Annotated in this window: 14 protein-coding genes and 1 pseudogene; 11 read left to right on the top strand and 4 right to left on the bottom strand. The window is 63.4% G+C overall.

The annotated features are described in order from the left end of the window. The first annotated feature begins 49 nt into the window (after positions 1-49). The 6 genes from ACEN9H_RS30445 to ACEN9H_RS30420 all read left to right on the top strand — a co-directional run bounded on the left by ACEN9H_RS30445 (position 50) and on the right by ACEN9H_RS30420 (position 2,453). Complete coding sequence (locus ACEN9H_RS30445; RefSeq protein WP_371763069.1) at positions 50-229, top strand: hypothetical protein; 180 nt, start codon at positions 50-52, stop codon at positions 227-229. A 257-nt stretch (positions 230-486) separates the two neighbouring features. Then, a complete protein-coding gene (locus ACEN9H_RS30440) occupies positions 487-756 on the top strand; it encodes a hypothetical protein (protein WP_413673151.1) in 270 nt (89 codons plus the stop codon). Between the two features lie 10 nt (positions 757-766). Beyond that, a complete protein-coding gene (locus tag ACEN9H_RS30435) occupies positions 767-1,021 on the top strand; it encodes a hypothetical protein (protein ID WP_413673150.1) in 255 nt (84 codons plus the stop codon). Between the two features lie 18 nt (positions 1,022-1,039). Further along, a complete protein-coding gene (locus tag ACEN9H_RS30430; protein WP_413673149.1) occupies positions 1,040-1,315 on the top strand; it encodes a hypothetical protein in 276 nt (91 codons plus the stop codon). 86 nt (positions 1,316-1,401) lie between these two features. Then, a complete protein-coding gene (locus tag ACEN9H_RS30425) occupies positions 1,402-1,686 on the top strand; it encodes a hypothetical protein (RefSeq protein WP_413673148.1) in 285 nt (94 codons plus the stop codon). Next, positions 1,686-2,453 carry a PP2C family protein-serine/threonine phosphatase gene (locus ACEN9H_RS30420; protein ID WP_413673147.1) on the top strand — a complete coding sequence of 256 codons (768 nt, stop codon included), beginning with the start codon at positions 1,686-1,688 and terminating at the stop codon, positions 2,451-2,453. The genes ACEN9H_RS30425 and ACEN9H_RS30420 overlap by 1 nt, the downstream gene beginning before the upstream one ends. Positions 2,454-2,460: 7 nt before the next feature. Here ACEN9H_RS30420 and ACEN9H_RS30415 read toward each other — a convergent pair. From ACEN9H_RS30415 to ACEN9H_RS30405, 3 genes and pseudogenes are all read right to left on the bottom strand, one after another. Beyond that, positions 2,461-3,714, bottom strand: a pseudogene (locus tag ACEN9H_RS30415) (sigma-54 interaction domain-containing protein). Between the two features lie 5 nt (positions 3,715-3,719). Continuing rightward, positions 3,720-6,776: a peptidase domain-containing ABC transporter gene (locus tag ACEN9H_RS30410; protein ID WP_413675650.1), complete on the bottom strand. Its 3,057-nt coding sequence runs from the start codon at positions 6,774-6,776 to the stop codon at positions 3,720-3,722. Between the two features lie 14 nt (positions 6,777-6,790). After that, complete coding sequence (locus ACEN9H_RS30405; RefSeq protein ID WP_413673146.1) at positions 6,791-7,555, bottom strand: peptidylprolyl isomerase; 765 nt, start codon at positions 7,553-7,555, stop codon at positions 6,791-6,793. Between the two features lie 405 nt (positions 7,556-7,960). Between ACEN9H_RS30405 and ACEN9H_RS30400 the strand changes: the two genes are divergently transcribed. From ACEN9H_RS30400 to ACEN9H_RS30385, 4 genes are all read left to right on the top strand, one after another. After that, a complete protein-coding gene (locus tag ACEN9H_RS30400) occupies positions 7,961-9,304 on the top strand; it encodes a hypothetical protein (RefSeq protein WP_413673145.1) in 1,344 nt (447 codons plus the stop codon). 67 nt (positions 9,305-9,371) lie between these two features. Next, positions 9,372-12,509 carry a TonB-dependent receptor gene (locus ACEN9H_RS30395; RefSeq protein WP_413673144.1) on the top strand — a complete coding sequence of 1,046 codons (3,138 nt, stop codon included), beginning with the start codon at positions 9,372-9,374 and terminating at the stop codon, positions 12,507-12,509. A gap of 63 nt (positions 12,510-12,572) precedes the next feature. Further along, complete coding sequence (locus ACEN9H_RS30390) at positions 12,573-12,890, top strand: DUF1496 domain-containing protein (protein WP_413673143.1); 318 nt, start codon at positions 12,573-12,575, stop codon at positions 12,888-12,890. Positions 12,891-13,051: 161 nt separating this feature from the next. Further along, positions 13,052-13,264, top strand: a complete 213-nt coding sequence (locus ACEN9H_RS30385) for a hypothetical protein (protein WP_413673142.1) — start codon at positions 13,052-13,054, stop codon at positions 13,262-13,264. Between the two features lie 49 nt (positions 13,265-13,313). Here ACEN9H_RS30385 and glmS read toward each other — a convergent pair whose 3' ends face one another. Continuing rightward, a complete protein-coding gene (gene glmS / locus ACEN9H_RS30380; protein WP_413673141.1) occupies positions 13,314-15,143 on the bottom strand; it encodes a glutamine--fructose-6-phosphate transaminase (isomerizing) in 1,830 nt (609 codons plus the stop codon). 146 nt (positions 15,144-15,289) lie between these two features. On the opposite strand from glmS, the gene ACEN9H_RS30375 reads away from it, so the two are divergent. Then, complete coding sequence (locus ACEN9H_RS30375; RefSeq protein ID WP_413673140.1) at positions 15,290-15,763, top strand: Lrp/AsnC family transcriptional regulator; 474 nt, start codon at positions 15,290-15,292, stop codon at positions 15,761-15,763. Positions 15,764-15,850 lie beyond the last annotated feature (87 nt).

Genomic DNA, 15,850 nt, shown 5'->3' with positions numbered 1-15,850 from the left:
CGGTCATCTCGCGATGGCCGGGCCGGCATTCCTCATTCAGGAGAACGACATGGCAACCATCACCATCAAGGATTTGTCCGAAAACACCGACCTGGACCGCAAGGCGATGCAGGCGATCTCGGGCGGTTCACGCGCGCGCTCCCAGGCGGGCGTGCTGCAACCGGCGCAACCGCAGCGGATCGTCGATTTCCGCACCAGGGCGAAAGCAGTCGGTACACCATCCAGATAAACCATATAAACCATTTAGTTCGATCACATGCCGCCCGGCCAGCCAGCCGGGCGGTTTTTTTTTGCCTGCAGGTCCGGTGTTCGGATCGATCCAACAGATGCGGCGCGACGTTGGTCCGTGCCCGTCACATTCGCCTCCCAAACAGCAGGAACGCCCGGTTTTACGGGCTTTTTGGCCTGGCACGCATTCTGCTCATACCCTGGTGAGCGCAAATCAAACGCTCTTCCAACCAAATCACCGACGCAAGGAGAATCGACATGAAAACCCTGATCATCAAAGACCTCGCCGCCACCTGCGAACTGAGCCACAGCGACATGACCGCCATCCGCGGCGGCCACGGCACGAGCAGCCAGTCGTACTCGCTGTACCCGATGCCGTCGTATGCGAAAACCGTCAACGCGACGCAGAACCTGACCCAGTTCCAGAACGTCCTCAACGAGACGGCCGACGGCTCGGCCTTCGTGAGCGGCGTGACGGCGAATAACAACACGTCGCAGTTCGGCCAGAACAACCTGCTGGTCATCTAAGGAGAACATCATGTCGTCGATCGTCATCCAGAACCTCATCCGCACCCGCGCACTGGACACGCATGCCATGTCCGCGATCCGCGGTGGCCAGGCCTTCGGGCCGAACGTGAACGTCAACCTGAACCTCGACCAGCGCATCGCCCAGGTCCAGGACATCAAGGTCAACGTCCTCAACAACAGTGTGATCGGCGACGGCTTTACGGCCCCCGCTGTGACCTTGAACCCGCTGCAATTTGCTACCAACAATGCCGTCGTCCCGCTGTAATTTTTTAAGGAGAACATCATGAAAACCCTGATCATCAAAGACCTGTCCGTCACCGCCGAACTCGACCACGGCGCCATGGCCGCCGTGCGCGGTGGCTACAACATGAGCCAGACGTCCTGGTACCCGCTGCCGTCGCCGTCGCCGACCTACGGTACGACAGTGGACGCGACGCAGAACCTGACCCAGTTCCAGAGCGTCGTCAACGCGACCGCGAACGGATCGGCCTTCGTCAACGGCGTGACCGCGAACAACAACACGAGCCAGTTCGGCCAGAACAACATCGCGGTCATCTGACGCCGGATGGCGGGGATCCGGCGAGATCCCCGCCAAATCGATGAACCAAAACGAACAGCCGCTGTCTTTCAAAACAGGAGGCCCATATGGCGCATATCAGGATCGATGACCTTCGCGTCGAGCGCACCCTCGACGCGCGCGCGATGGCGCGTGTCCGCGGCGGCGACGGCGCGGCGTGGTGCTTCGGCTGGATCCAGGCTTATCTGCCCGAGCAGTTACGTACGGCCGCTGTCATCAATTTTTACCAGATCAACAATTACGCGGACCAGATGATCAACCAGTTCCAGACGGTCAGCGTGAGCAATTCGGCGCCGAACGCGGTGGTGACCGTCGGCGTGGATGAACGGAGTATCAACAACGGACACGTCTGATGGGCGAGGCGCTCCAACTCCGCTGGACCTCGGCGGCGCGCACCGACACGGGACTGGTGCGCACGAATAACGAGGATGCCGTGCTGGACCGTCCGGCGCGGCGATTATGGGCCGTCGCCGACGGCATGGGCGGTCATGCGTTCGGCGAAATCGCGAGCCGGATGACGGTGGAGGCGCTGGACGCGCTGCCGCCGGACGACACCCTGCAGCAGGCCGTCGCCGCCGCGCGCGTGTGCCTGCTCGAAGTGAACGGCCTGCTCGTGGCGGAGGCTGCCGCGCGCAACGTGCCCGTCATCGGCACGACACTCGTCCTGCTGCTGGCCTCCGGCCGCACCGCCGTCTGCGTCTGGGCCGGCGACAGCCGCATTTATCTCTGCCGCGGCGGCAGCCTGCACCAGCTCACACGCGATCACAACCAGTTCGAGGAACTGCAAACGCGGAACCACCTGTCTCCTGCCGACGCATCGGCCTACCCGGGCGCGACCATGATCACGCGGGCGCTCGGTGCGACCGCGGCCCTGGAGCTGGACGAAGTGCAGGTGCAAGTGAGCGACGGCGACATCTTCCTGCTCTGCAGCGATGGCCTGAGCAATGCGGTCAGCCCGGAGGCCATGTTCGGCGCGCTGACCGGCGGCGGCTGCGCGCAGGCGGCCGATACGCTCGTCCGGCTCGCGCTGGAAGCCGGTGGCCGCGACAACATCTCCGTCATCGTCGTGCGCGCGGACGACGTCGAGGCCGACCAGACCATCCTCAATCCCTCCTTGTGAATCGTTGCTAATGCCGGCGAAAATCCTTCGAATGCAGGCCGTGCTTCTTCAACAGGATCTGCAAATGGGAGCGGTTCATGTCCCAGCGCCGCGCCAGTTCGGCCACGGTGCCGCCGACGTCCTTCAGGCCGCGTTCCAGGCACGCGCGCTCGGCTTCGTCGCTGGCCGCACGCTTGGCTTAGGCCAGCGAGGCCGGCGGATCCGGTGCGGCCGTTTCGATCCGCACAGGTGCAACAGGGCGGATATCCTCGGGCAGGTGCGCGATGTCCGCCATGTCTCCGGCCAGGCATGCCAGGCGGTACATCAGGTTGCGCAATTCGCGGATGTTGCCGGGGTAGGTGTAGTCGAGCAGGAAGGCGCGCAAGGCCGGCGTCAGCGCCACCGGCCGCCGCTTCAGTGCTTCGGCCGCCTCGTCGCCGTAATAGGCCAGCAGCAGCGGGATCTCGTCCTTGCGCTCGCGCAGCGGCGGCAGGGTCACGTGGATCACGCTGAGCCGATAAAACAGGTCTTCGCGGAACTGGCCCAGTTCAATCAGCTTGCGCAGATTCTTGTTGGTGGCGGCGACGATGCGGGCGTCGACGGCGATCGTCTCGTCCGAGCCCACGCGCTGGATCTCGTGCGACTGCAGCACACGCAGCAATTTCACTTGTCCCTGCAACGGCAGCTCGCCGATTTCGTCCAGGAAGATCGTGCCCTTGTGTGCGCTTTCGAACTTGCCCTTGCGGTCCGTCGCCGCGCCGGTGAAGGCGCCGCGCTTGTGGCCGAATAACTCGGATTCGATCAGGCTCTCGGGAATCGCGCCGCAATTGACGGAGATATAGGCCTTGTCGGCACGCGCGCCATTTGCGTGGATCACCTTGGCCATCAATTCCTTGCCCGTACCGCTTTCGCCGTCGACGAGGACGGGCAGGTCGGTCGGGGCCGCCTTTTCGGCGATCTCGAGCGCGTCCAGCAGGCGCGGGTTGTCACCGAACGTGCCTTCGAACACGAAGCTGCGCGCGAGCAGGGCCTGGCGGCGCTCGCCCGGGATCGGCTCCGGCGCCGCCTGACTGCCGACGGCTTGTATGAAACGCTCCTTGTGCGACAACTGCATGACCTCGTCGCGCACGGCATTCGCCTGGCGCAGCAGCTTGTCGATGTCGGGCCGGTCCAGGCTGCTGGCCCAGCGCAGGGTCGAGCGCAGGATTTCCAGGCGCTCCAGCAAGCCAGCGTACGACATCGACGATGCACCCTGCGGCAGGTCCTGGTTGAACAGTTTCATGATAATCAAGCTGCGGCCAGTTGCTTATGCACGAGCTCGTAATACATGCCGCGCCCCGCCAGCAGCTCGTCATGCCGGCCCTGTTCGACGATGCCGCCCTCGTACAGCACGACGATTTTATCCGCCCGCATGATCGTGCTGAGCCGGTGCGCGATGATCACGGCCGTGCGTCCCGCGAGGATCTCGTGCATGTTCGCGATGATGTTACTTTCGGACTGCGTGTCGAGTGCCGACGTCGCCTCGTCGAACACGAGCAGGCGCGGGTCCTGGTACAGCGCGCGGGCGATGCATAAACGCTGCACCTGGCCGCCGGACAGCCCGACGCCGCGCTCGCCCACCACCTGCTCGTACCCGAGCGGCATCTTGCTGATGAAGGCGTGCGCGTCGGCCATCTTCGCGACCTGCTCGATGCGGCGCCGGTCCGGGCTCTCGTCGCCGCTCGCGATGTTTTCCGCGATGGTGCCGGAGAACAGCAGATTGCTCTGCATGACGTAGCCGACCTGCGCCCGGTAATAATCCTTGTCGATCGCGCTCATGTCGTAGCCGTCGACGAGAATCTTGCCATCGGTGGGCGCATAAAAGCCGACCAGCAGTTTCGCCAGCGTCGTCTTGCCCGAACCGCTGCGGCCGACGATGGCGACGAGCTCGCCGCGGCGGATGTCGATATTGATGTTTTCCAGCACATAGGCCGTGTCGTTGCCGCCATAGCGGAAGTACACGTTCTCGAGTTTCACGTCGCCGCGCAGGTCGGGCAGCACGACGCGGCTGGCCGCCTCGCTGGGCTTTTGTTCCGGTTCGATGTCGAGCACGTCGCCGAGGCGTTCCATGGCGACACCGGCGTCCGCCAGCCGGCTCCACAACGCCACCAGCCCCATCAACGGCGCCAGCACGCTGCCCATCAGGGCGTTGAAGGCGATCAGCTGGCCGATCGTCAGCTCGTGGTCGAGGACGAGGCTGGCGCCGGCCCACAGGATCGCGATCGTCGTGCCCGCATTGAGCAACTGGCTTGCCAAGCCGACGAGGATGTTGAATTGCTGCGCGCGGTACTGCGTGTCGAGCGCCTTCACGTACTTCTTTTCCCATTTCAGGCGCACGGGACGCTCGCTGCCCATGCCCTTGATCGTCTCGACGCCGCCCAGCGCCTCCATCAGGAAGGCGTGCGCGTCGGTGGAGGCGTTGAAGACGTCGCGCGCGTACTGCTTGATGTGCGGCGTCGTCAGGATCGTCAGCGCCATGATCGGGACGACGAACGCGATCAACAATAAGGTCAGCTTGACGTTGTAGACGAACAGGATGGAAAAATAGATGAACACCATCAGGAGGTTCAGCAACGTCGTGACGGTGGATTCGGTGAGGAAGGCGCGGATCGTCTGGTTTTCCTGGAAGCGCGCGACGATGTCGCCCGTCTTGCGCTTGGCAAAGAACGAGAACGGCAGCGACATCGTGTGCTTGAAAAACCCCGCCATCATCGAAAAGTCGAGATTGCGCACCATGTAGTTGGCGAGGTAGGCGCGCACGGTCGCCATCAGTTGCGAGAACACGTTCGAAATGACGAGCCCGGCAATCAGGAGATGCAGCAGGCTCACGTTCTGGTGCACGATCACGCCATCGAGAATGTTCTGGATGATCAGGGGCGGCACGATGCCCAGCATCTGGATCACGAACGTGGCCAGGAACAGGTGCAGCAATATCTTGCGATACGGCCGCAGATAGCCGACGAAGCGCAGCCACGGCGAGCGCAGGGCGGCCTGCGCCGCCATGTCCTGGCCGGGCGTGAAGACGAGGCAGGTGCCGCTCCAGCCGCGCTCGAACTCCTCGACGGACATCTTGCGGAAGCCCACCGCCGGATCCGCGACCCAGATGGTGCGCGGCGAGATGCCGTACACGATCACGTAGTGGTAGCCCTCCCAGTGCACGATGAAGGGCAGCTCGAACCCCTGCAACGCATCGAACGTGCACTGCACGCCGCGCGCCGAGAAGCCGAGCGTCTCGCCCGCGCGCGCGAGGCTGTCCAGGGTCGCGCCCTGCGTGGTGACGTTGGCCAGTTCGCGCAGCTTGCCGAGCGTGATCTGCACGCCGTGGTGGCGGCACAGCATGGCCAGGCAGGCTGCGCCGCAATCCATTTCCTCCGCCTGTTCCACGAGGGCGAAACGGCGGATCACGCGCTCGCCGGACTCGGGCTCGGCGAGGTCCAGCCGCAGCGGCCGCTTGCGGCGCTCGGCCAGCTTCTTGTGCCGCTCCAGCTCCCGTTCGACGAAGCGGATGCGGTCTTCCAGCACCTCGCGCAGGCCTGCGTTGCGCTCGAGGATCATGTGTGCCGTCTTTTCGGGAATGACGAGCAGGGTGGCGGGAGATACCGCCACGGCCGATGCCATCTGCTCCTGCCGCATCAGGCACGCCTTCTCCCCGAACGTATCGCCCGCCTGCAGGGTGGCCAGCGTCAATTCGTCGGCGCCGTCGTGGTAGACCAGTTTTACTTGACCCTGGCGCAGCACGTACAGGCGGCGGTCGTCGCGCCCGTCCTGCCTGAGGATTTCCTTGCCGGCCGGGACGCGTTTGACGCCCACGCTGCGCACCATCTCTTCCAGTTCTTCCTTGCCGACCTTGCCGCGCAAATCGAACAGGCGCGCCACGAGGCCGCCGGCGGAGCCGATCGCGACATAGCTCGTGACGAAGTCGAGCGCCCGTGGATTGCGCGCCAGCACGGGCTCGATCGCGGCGCGCGGGATCAGCCACAACTCCGTCTTCAGCGACGCGCGCGCCGACAATTCATGGTGGGCGTCGCGCAGCATGGCGATGTCGCCGAACGTCTCGCCGGTCTTGCGTACGCCGATGCTCTGTTCCTTGCCGTGCTCTTCGGAGAACACGCGCACGGCACCGGATTTCACCACATACAGCCCCTCGGCCGGGTCGCCCGCCTTGCAGATCGTCTCGCCGAACGCGTAATGGCGCACTTGCACCGCGTCCGCCAGCTGTTCCAGCGCCTCGCGCGCGAGCGGCGACAGGATCTCCACGGATGCCAGGAAATCCGTGGACGGCGGCGCTCTGGACGGCGTTTCCATGATGACTGCCAGGCTCAGCGCGTCGGACACGCTTCGATCACGTGCTCCTGCGCGCGCGCCACCAGCCACGCTTCGCGCAGCAGGCGGCGTACCTCGGCGGCCGTGTCGGCATCGAGCGTGGCCGGGTGTTTCGCGTTGACACAAAAGATTTCCCAGCACGCGCCATCGGGCGATGGAAACGGCCCGAGCAGTTCGCCCTCACGCGCATTGAACACGCGCGCCTCGATGTCGCCCTTGAGCGAGCCGCGCAACACCTTGCCGATGACGCCGCCCTGCTGGCGCGTGCCCTCGTCGACGGCGTGTTCGCGCGCCATCTCGGCGAATGCCTCCGGCTCCTCCTGCAGCACCGACAACATCTCCCGCGCCGCGCCTTCGGAATCGAGCACGACGTGGCTGATCTCCACGCTGTCGAAGCGCGGCGAATTGAGCTTGAAGTACTGCGCGACGGCCGCTTCGCTGCACACCTGCTCCAGCATCTTTTCCTGGTACAGGCCGTCGGTGATGTACGCCTCGAACTCGTCCAGCGAAACGCCGAGCGCGTCGAGATAGTGGTTGGTGTCGGCCGCGCGATGCAGGCCCAGCGCGCGGCGGAATGCATCGGCACGCTCCTGGATCTGTTCGGGCGCCAGCACGAGGCCGGCCTGCCGCGCGGCGCGCGCCGCGAGGCGGTCGCGCACCATCTGCTCGACCAGGCCTTCGAACTGTCCGTTCAGCTTCAGCGTACGGATGAAGTCATCCGTCGTGATCACTTCGTCGTCGATGCGCACGATGCCTGCCATGGTCACGCTCCTGCGTCCGGTCGATGTCCGGGGCAGGTGTTAGAGCGCGCGGCAAAGCTTAGGTTCGCAGTCGTTCAGCGTTGCAAATCAACAACACAGCCGGGGCGTGTTTCCCCGCGTGTAATCGGCAAAAAACCAACGGCTGGTGAATTTCATGTCCTGTCTTAAAGGTTATTGTAATTGTGGCCATGCCGTTGCCAATGGCATCATAAATCATGAGAATGTCCGTTATATATAAAGAACAATAACGGTTGAAGCACGATTGGAGCCCCGCGCTCCCGGGCATTCCCGTCCCACTACCCGTCCAGTGCCTCCCTTCGGAAGCATTTGCCCGACGCGTTTCCGCGCGGCACGGTGCCATGGACACATGAATAACGCATTAACACGACAAAAAGGAAGACGACCATGAGGAGAGAAGCGATGAAATTCCATGTTTCTGCGATTGCACTCGGCTGCATCGCACTGCTGAGCGGCTGCGGAGGCGGCGGAGGCGGCGGCACCGACGGGGCAGCGGAGCAGACCATTAACTTTCAACTTCCGTTCTCGGGCCAGGCATTGATCGGCGTGCCGCCCAATTCCGCAACGGCCACGCTGAAGGCGACGGCGAGTTCCGGCGGCGCCGTGACGTTCACGTCGAACACGCCGGACGTTTGCAGCGTCAGCGGCGATCAGCTGACGCTGCTGAAACTGGGCGAGTGCTCGGTGACCGCCACGCAGGCGGGTGCCAACGGCTACGCGCCGGTCTCGCAGCGCCAGATCTTCGTCGTTCCCAAGAACCCGCAGATGATCGCCAAGTTCCCGAACCCGGGCTGGCAGCCGCTCGATACGAAGCCGGTGCAATTATCCGCCACCTTCACCTCGGGCCTGCCGGCGAAATTCACGAGCAAGACGCCCGACGTGTGCTCGGTCAGCGGGACGACGATGACCAAGCTCGCCAACGGGATGTGTACCGTCGTCGCCGAGCAGGAGGGTAATGACTTCTATCTGCCGGCATTGGTGACGGGGAAAGATACGATGTCGGTGGCGATGGCGCAGTTCATGCAGAAAAACATTCCGATCGGTACTGAACTGCCGGCCAAGATGACTTTCCTGACCGGCTACAAGGACACCGACAACACCAACGAAGGCCTCATTGGCCATTTCGGTAACCAATGGTGGTGCGACAGTTGCGATCGCGCTGCTTCCGGCGACAGCTTCACCTTCACGGCAACGTCCGATGCGCCGCCGGAAGCATGGTGGTATAGCCGCGCGTCGTTCCAGTTCTTCGCAGCCGGCCTCGCAGACGCCGATCTCCTGTCGCCGGACGGCACGTACCGGGCCGGCGTCAAGGAAACCGCTCTCACCACGCCGGGCGCCGCGCCCAAAGGCCTGCAGCTCGAGATCCAGTCGGCGCTGCATTTCAACCTTGCGCAAAATCCGGAGTGGTTCGGCGCGGCCAACAACAAGTTCAACGTCGAACTCTTCCTCGGTCACTTCAACCAGAAGGACGGCAAGGCTTGCAACGTCGCCCTGAAAGCCACCGTCCAGCCGACCGCCGCCGCCGCCACGAACTACAGCGTCGGCCTCAAGGATCAGTTCGCAATCAGCGAAACCTGTGGCCTGAGCGGGCTGGACATCATGAACGAAGTGCAGAACTACCCGGTCATCGAGATGCGGTTCTCCGCGGTGCAGCCGAACGGGCAGGTGAAAAACGCGGCGTCGAAGTACCAGACCCAGTTCAAGCTGACCGGCCCGATCTACTTCCAGTGACATTGGACTGACATTCATGGCCACCGCACGGCGGTGGCAACCAAGGCATAGACAAAGGACATCAATAATGACAAAAGATGAGACGAAGGTCGTCAGGAAAACGATCAAGATGACCGCGCTGGCGATGGCCGCGGCGCAGTTCGCGATGCTGTGCGGCAGCGCGCAGGCGCAGACGACCGACGGCGCCACCACCACCGTCGTGGTGACCGGCCAGCGCAAGCAGCTCGAGACCGCGACGGCGATCAAGCGCGATTCCGACCAGATCGTCGATGCGGTCGTCGCCGACGAAGCCGGCAAGCTGCCGGACCGCTCGATCACCGAGGTGCTGCAGCGCGTGGTGGGCGTCACGATGGACCGTAACCAGTCGCGCCAGGGCGCCTCCCTGGCCGCGAACGGCCTGGAATTCAACGTGGAAGGTTCGGGCGTGCAGGTGCGCGGCCTGTCCTGGGGTTCGTCCACGATGAACGGCCGCGAAACGTTCTCGGCCGGCTGGCCTGGACGCGAACTGAGCTGGGGCGACGTGCCGCCGGAACTGATGGCGGGCGTGGAGGTCTACAAGAATCCGTCCGCCGACCTGATCGAAGGCGGCATCAGCGGCCAGATCAACCTGCGCACGCGCCTGCCGTTCGACGCCCCGGGCCAGTACGGCGCGCTGACCACCACGGGCAATTACGCCGAACTGGGCAAGACCAAATCGCCGGGCTTCTCGGGTCTGTACTCGAACCGGTGGAAGACCCGCGCGGGCGAATTCGGCGCGCTGGTGGATTTGTCATTCAACCGCACTAAGTTCCGCTACGACACGATCGACCAGAACGTCTACTACCCGAGGAGCGATCTCATCCCAGGCCAGACCGCGTGGGTGCCGGCCGGTGGCAACTGGGGTAGCAACAACGAAGATACCCGCCGCGTGGGCTTTTATGGCGCGTTGCAGTGGAAGAAGGACAACCTGGAATCGTCTTTGACGTACTTCGACTCCGCTTTCCATCAGGTCAACGCGAATGTCTCGATGGGTGTCAACCCTGAAAATCCGTACAAGACCGTCTACACCGACGCCAAGTTCAACAGCGCCGGCGTGTTCCAGTCGGGCGTCCTCAGCTATCCGATCGGCGGCAGGGGCGCGAACCAGTTCGTGGACGGCGGTCTCGCCATGAACACCACCCAGAACTTCCGCGACGTGCATGGCCGCACGCGCGAGCTGGCGTGGAACTTCAAATGGCGCGTCAATGAAAGCTGGTCGTTCCAGAACGATCTGCAGTGGGTACACGCCACCAACAACGGCAATTACGGCATGCTCAACCTTGGCACGTTCCTGCCGAGCGAAGGCCTGGACGTCTCCGGTTCGCGGCCCGCATTCAATTTCAACGACAAGGCGGTCGCCTTCATGGCCGATCCCCGCAACTACTTCTGGGGCATTTCGCAGCCTGAGTACAACCGCGCCAAGGCGGATCTGTACGCTTGGAAACTGGATGGCAAATACAGCTTCGACCATCCGGTGCTGCGCGACGTCCGCTTCGGCGTACGTATCACGGAGCGGAAGTCCCGCAAGGACAAGAATGCCGGTTCGGGTTGGAAATCCTACCAGGAAGAATGGGGCGTGAAGGAAACCGACGTTCCAGGGCAAATCCCGCACCTCGAAAGCTGGGACTGGCAGCGCCCGAACTTCGGTTACTTCAGCGACCCGAAATACGCAGCGCTGGGCAACGTTCAACCCTTCTCGTTCCCTGACTTCTTCAACGGCAGGATGCCTGCACCGCCGACGTTCATCGTGCCCGCGCAGTCGATGGTCAGGGACATGGCCGCGTACAGGAATCTGCTGACCGTGCTGCGCTATAACTGCGAGGACGACAACAGGCTGACGGGCGCGACGAGCGATTGCTCGACGGCCGGCGCCGATTGGCGCCCGCCTGGCTTCAGCACCGAACCGCAGTACGTCAGCCGGCACAGCGAAGGCACCCAGGCCCTGTACGGCAACCTGCGCTTCGGCTTCGACAACTGGAAGTACCCGGTGGACGGCGTCGCGGGCGTACGCGTGGTCCGGACCAACACCGTGGCCCATGGTTACACGGTGTTCAAGCCGAGTTATAGCGAGACCACCAATCCGAACGTCCCGCGCTTCGGCGAGATCAGCGATCCGATGGATCTCAAGTCCAGCCACGTCGACGTGATCCCCAGCCTGAACCTGAAGGCGAGCCTGACGGACAAGCTGCAGGCACGCGTGGCGCTGTCGCGCGGTATCTACCGTCCCGGTTTCGATCAGCTGCAGGAGTACATCACGCTGTCGCAGAACGTGATCAACGATCCCAACGACAGCAAGAAGATCACCACCATCGCGTACACCGGCACCAACGATGGTAACGTGAAGCTGAAGCCGCTCAAGTCGAACAATGTCGACTTGACGCTGGAATGGTATCCGCGCCCGGGCCAATCCCTGACCGCTGCATTCTTCTACAAGCAGGTCAAGGACATCATCATGAACGAATCCTATACGAGGACGTATAAGGATCTCGCCGGCAACGATATGGAGTTCACGATCACCGGCCCGGCCAACGCGGCCAAGGCCCGTGTGCGCGGTATCGAGCTGGCCGGCATGACCTACCTCGACCACCTGCCCGGCGTGAGCGACTACCTGCCGGACTGGGCGAAGGGTTTCGGCGTGTCGTCGAACTTCACCTATATCGACGGCAAGCAGCAGCTGTACCACCCGAACCCGTCGAATTTCTGCCCGTCCGGTGGCGAGCTGAAGGGATCTGCAGCGCTGTATGGCTGCGACACCAACGGCATCCCGTACAAGGATCTGCCGGTGCCGTACATGTCGAAGCGCGCCTTCAACATGGCCTTCATGTACGACCACGGCCCGGTGTCGGCACGTCTGGCGTATTCCTGGCGTGACCGTACCTTGCTGGCGACCGGTGTCTATGGCGCCAAGGGCTCCAACGGCACCAGCGCCGATCCGGCGCACGTGGACGACAAGGGCAACCCGCTGCAGGATGCGGGCTTCGGGATCCCGGTGTGGCAGCTGCCGGTGGGCCAGTGGGATGCGGGCATCAACTACCGCTTCAGCGACCACTTCTCGGGCAGCTTCAACATCAGCAACCTGACCCGTACGGTGACGAAACAGGTCAACCAGCAGACCCCTGGCGACATGGGCCGTTCCTGGTTCGATCCGGGCCGCAGCTTCCGCATGCAGGCCACCTACGTGTTCTAACCTGAAGTGCCGCGCCGGTGCAAGCCGGCGCGGCGTTACCTGAACAGGAACGCAATGAAATCAATGTTCATCACGGCCGCCGCATTGGCGGCCGTATTCGTCGGACCCGCCAAGGCCGCCGACCCATCCTACTGTTTTTACCAGGACCAGAAGTTTTCCGAAGGGGCCGCGTTGAATGGCCGCGTGTGCACGCGTGGCAATGCCAGCGGCAAAGGCGGAGATTTGATCTGGGCACCGCAAGAGGGCTCCGGACTCCCTGCCATGCAGCAAGAGGTGGAACGCATCCGCATGCAGACCCAGCTCGTCCAGGCCCGCATCGGCTTGGCCGAGACGGAAGCCCGGCATCGTGAAGTGGCGGCCAAATCGTCCGGCAAAAACTGATCTTCCAACAGTCTCAGGCGATGTGTTGGTCCCGCACCAACACAAACCGCCGTCCATGCCGGCCTGCCCGTTACGCGGCAGGTGGCATGCTCCCTGCATGGTAGAAGGTGGGCGCGTGACATGCGCGCCGTTCCACTTCCAACCATTCGAGGAGAACCATCATGAACACATTGATTATCGAAGACCTGGCCTTTGACGGCACGGCGTCGGCCGGCTCGCGAGTGCGCTCGCTGTCGAGCGAGGAGATGAAGCGGGTATCCGGCGGCCGGGCGATCAGCGTGCTGGTCGATGGCCGGACCGCCGGCACCGTGGACGATTTCTCGCTGAATATGGAGATATTCAAAGGGAACATCGGCGGGCCGATGGTGCTGTGACCATGGCCTCTCGGTGCGGCCGTGCGGCCATACGGCCGCACCGTACGGCTTATTCGACGGTAACGGACTTCGCCAGATTCCGCGGCTTGTCGACATCGGTACCACGCGCCAGCGCCGTGTGATACGCCAGCAGCTGCAGTGCTGCCACGTGCAGGATCGGCGACAGCAGGCCGTAGTGCTCCGGCAGACGGATCACGTGCAGGCCTTCGCTCGACACGATCTGGGTATCGACGTCGGCGAATACGTACAGCTGGCCGCCGCGCGCGCGCACTTCCTGCATGTTCGACTTCAGCTTTTCCAGCAGCGCGTCGTTCGGGGCGATCGTCACCACCGGCATCTCTTCCGTCACCAGCGCCAGCGGGCCGTGCTTCAGTTCGCCGGCCGGGTAGGCTTCGGCGTGGATGTACGAGATTTCCTTCAGCTTCAGCGCGCCTTCCAGGGCGATCGGGTAGTGGATGCCGCGGCCCAGGAACAGGGCGTTTTCCTTGCGGGCGAATTCCTCGGCCCACGCGATCACCTGCGGCTCCAGCGCCAGCACCGACGACAGCGCGACCGGCAGGTGGCGCATCTGCTTCAGGTAGTTCGCTTCCTGCTCGTCGGTCAGGCGGCCATTCACCTGGGCCAGGGTCAGGGTCAGCAGGAACAGCGCGGCCAGCTGGGTCGTGAAGGCCTTCGTCGACGCGACGCCCACTTCGACGCCGGCGCGGGTGATGTACGCCAGCTTGCACTCGCGCACCATGGCGCTCGTGGAGACGTTGCAGATCGTCAGCGTGTTCGTCATGCCGAGGCTGCGCGCATGCTTCAGCGCGGCCAGCGTGTCGGCCGTTTCGCCGGACTGCGAGATCGTCACGACGAGGGTGTTCGGGTGCGGAACGCTGTCGCGGTAGCGGTATTCGCTGGCGATCTCGACGTTCACCGGCAGCTTGGCCACCGACTCGATCCAGTACTTGGCCGTCAGGCCCGCGTAGTAGCTGGTGCCGCAGGCCAGGATCAGCACCCGGTCGATTTCCTTGAACACGCGGAAGGCCTGGTCGCCGAACAGTTCCGGCATGATGCCGGTCACGCCTTCGAGCGTGTCGCCGACGACACGCGGCTGTTCGAAGATTTCCTTCTGCATGTAGTGGCGGTACGGGCCCAGCTCGGCGGCGCCGGTGTGCGCGTGCACGGTTTTCACTTCACGCTCGGCCGGACGGCCGTCGATGTCGACGATCCAGTAGCGGGCCAGTTGCAGGTCGACGACGTCGCCTTCTTCCAGGTAGATGATCTGGTCGGTGGTGCCGGCCAGCGCCATCGCGTCGGAAGCGACGAAGTTTTCGCCTTTGCCGAGGCCGACGATCAGCGGCGAACCCTGGCGGGCGGCCACGACGCGGTGCGGCTCTTCGCGGCAGAACACGGCGATCGCGTAGGCGCCGTGCAGGCGCTTGACGGCCTGCTGCACGGTGTCGAACAGGTCGCCGTTGTACATGTGGTCGACCAGGTGGGCGATGACCTCGGTGTCGGTCTGGCTCTGGAACACGTAGCCCAGGCCGGTCAGCTCGGCGCGCAGTTCGTCGTGGTTCTCGATAATGCCGTTGTGGACGAGGGCGATGCGCGCGTCGTCGCTGTTCGGCGAGAAGTGCGGGTGCGCGTTCTTGGTGGCCGGCGCGCCGTGCGTCGCCCAGCGGGTGTGGGCGATGCCCGTGAAGCCTTGCAGGTGGGTTTCCTGGATTTGCGCTTCCAGATCGGCCACGCGCGACGTGCTGCGCGAGCGCGCCAGGCGGCCGTCCACGTGCAGCGCCACGCCGCAGGAATCATAGCCGCGGTATTCAAGACGCTTCAGGCCTTCGATGAGCACTGGGGTGATGTTGCGTTGGGCGACTGCGCCGACGATGCCACACATGGGAAACCTCCGAAATCGATGAATGCATGCACTGTAGAATAGAGGAAACGAAATATGCTTTCTAAGTACATCTCATTTTGATAGATAATTTCACGGTACATTCGACATGAAATATCCTTTCATTTTTCTCGAAAGATTTTACTTATATGGCACAAGAGGGTCCAAACCTTGACGATCTGGATCGTCGCATCCTGAACATCCTGCAGGTTGATGCCTCGCAGACCAATGCGGAATTGGCGGAATTGGTACACATCTCGCCGCCGACTTGCCTGCGCCGTGTCAAACAGCTCAGGGAGAACGGTGTTATCGAGCGGCAAGTTGCGATCGTCACGCCGGACAAGGTCGGCGCGCGTCTCTCCGCCATCGTCGAGATCACGCTGGACGTGCAGGCCGCCGACCGCATGGCGGAGTTCGAGCGGGTGGTGGCGGACGAGGCTGCCGTGCTGCAGTGCTACCGCGTGTCGCCCGGCCCGGATTTCGTGCTCGTCGTGCAGGTGGCCGACATGCCGGCGTATCACGCCCTGGCGCACCGCCTGTTCACCACGCACAGCAATGTGCGTAACGTCAAAGCCTACTTCTCCACATTCCGCAGCAAGTTCGAAACGCGTATCGCCGTCTGACGTCCTGTGGATAACTCTGTGCGCTTATTCCTGGCGCATCGGCAAGCCAGTAGCGCCATCTCCCGCCACAGGCGTATTTCACTGGGT

This window comes from Massilia cellulosiltytica (genome assembly GCF_047325105.1).
Classification (GTDB): Bacteria; Pseudomonadota; Gammaproteobacteria; order Burkholderiales; family Burkholderiaceae_D; genus Telluria; species Telluria orientalis.
The sequence above is the reverse complement of the archived record's forward strand: the minus strand, read 5'-3'. Positions and strand labels throughout refer to the sequence as shown.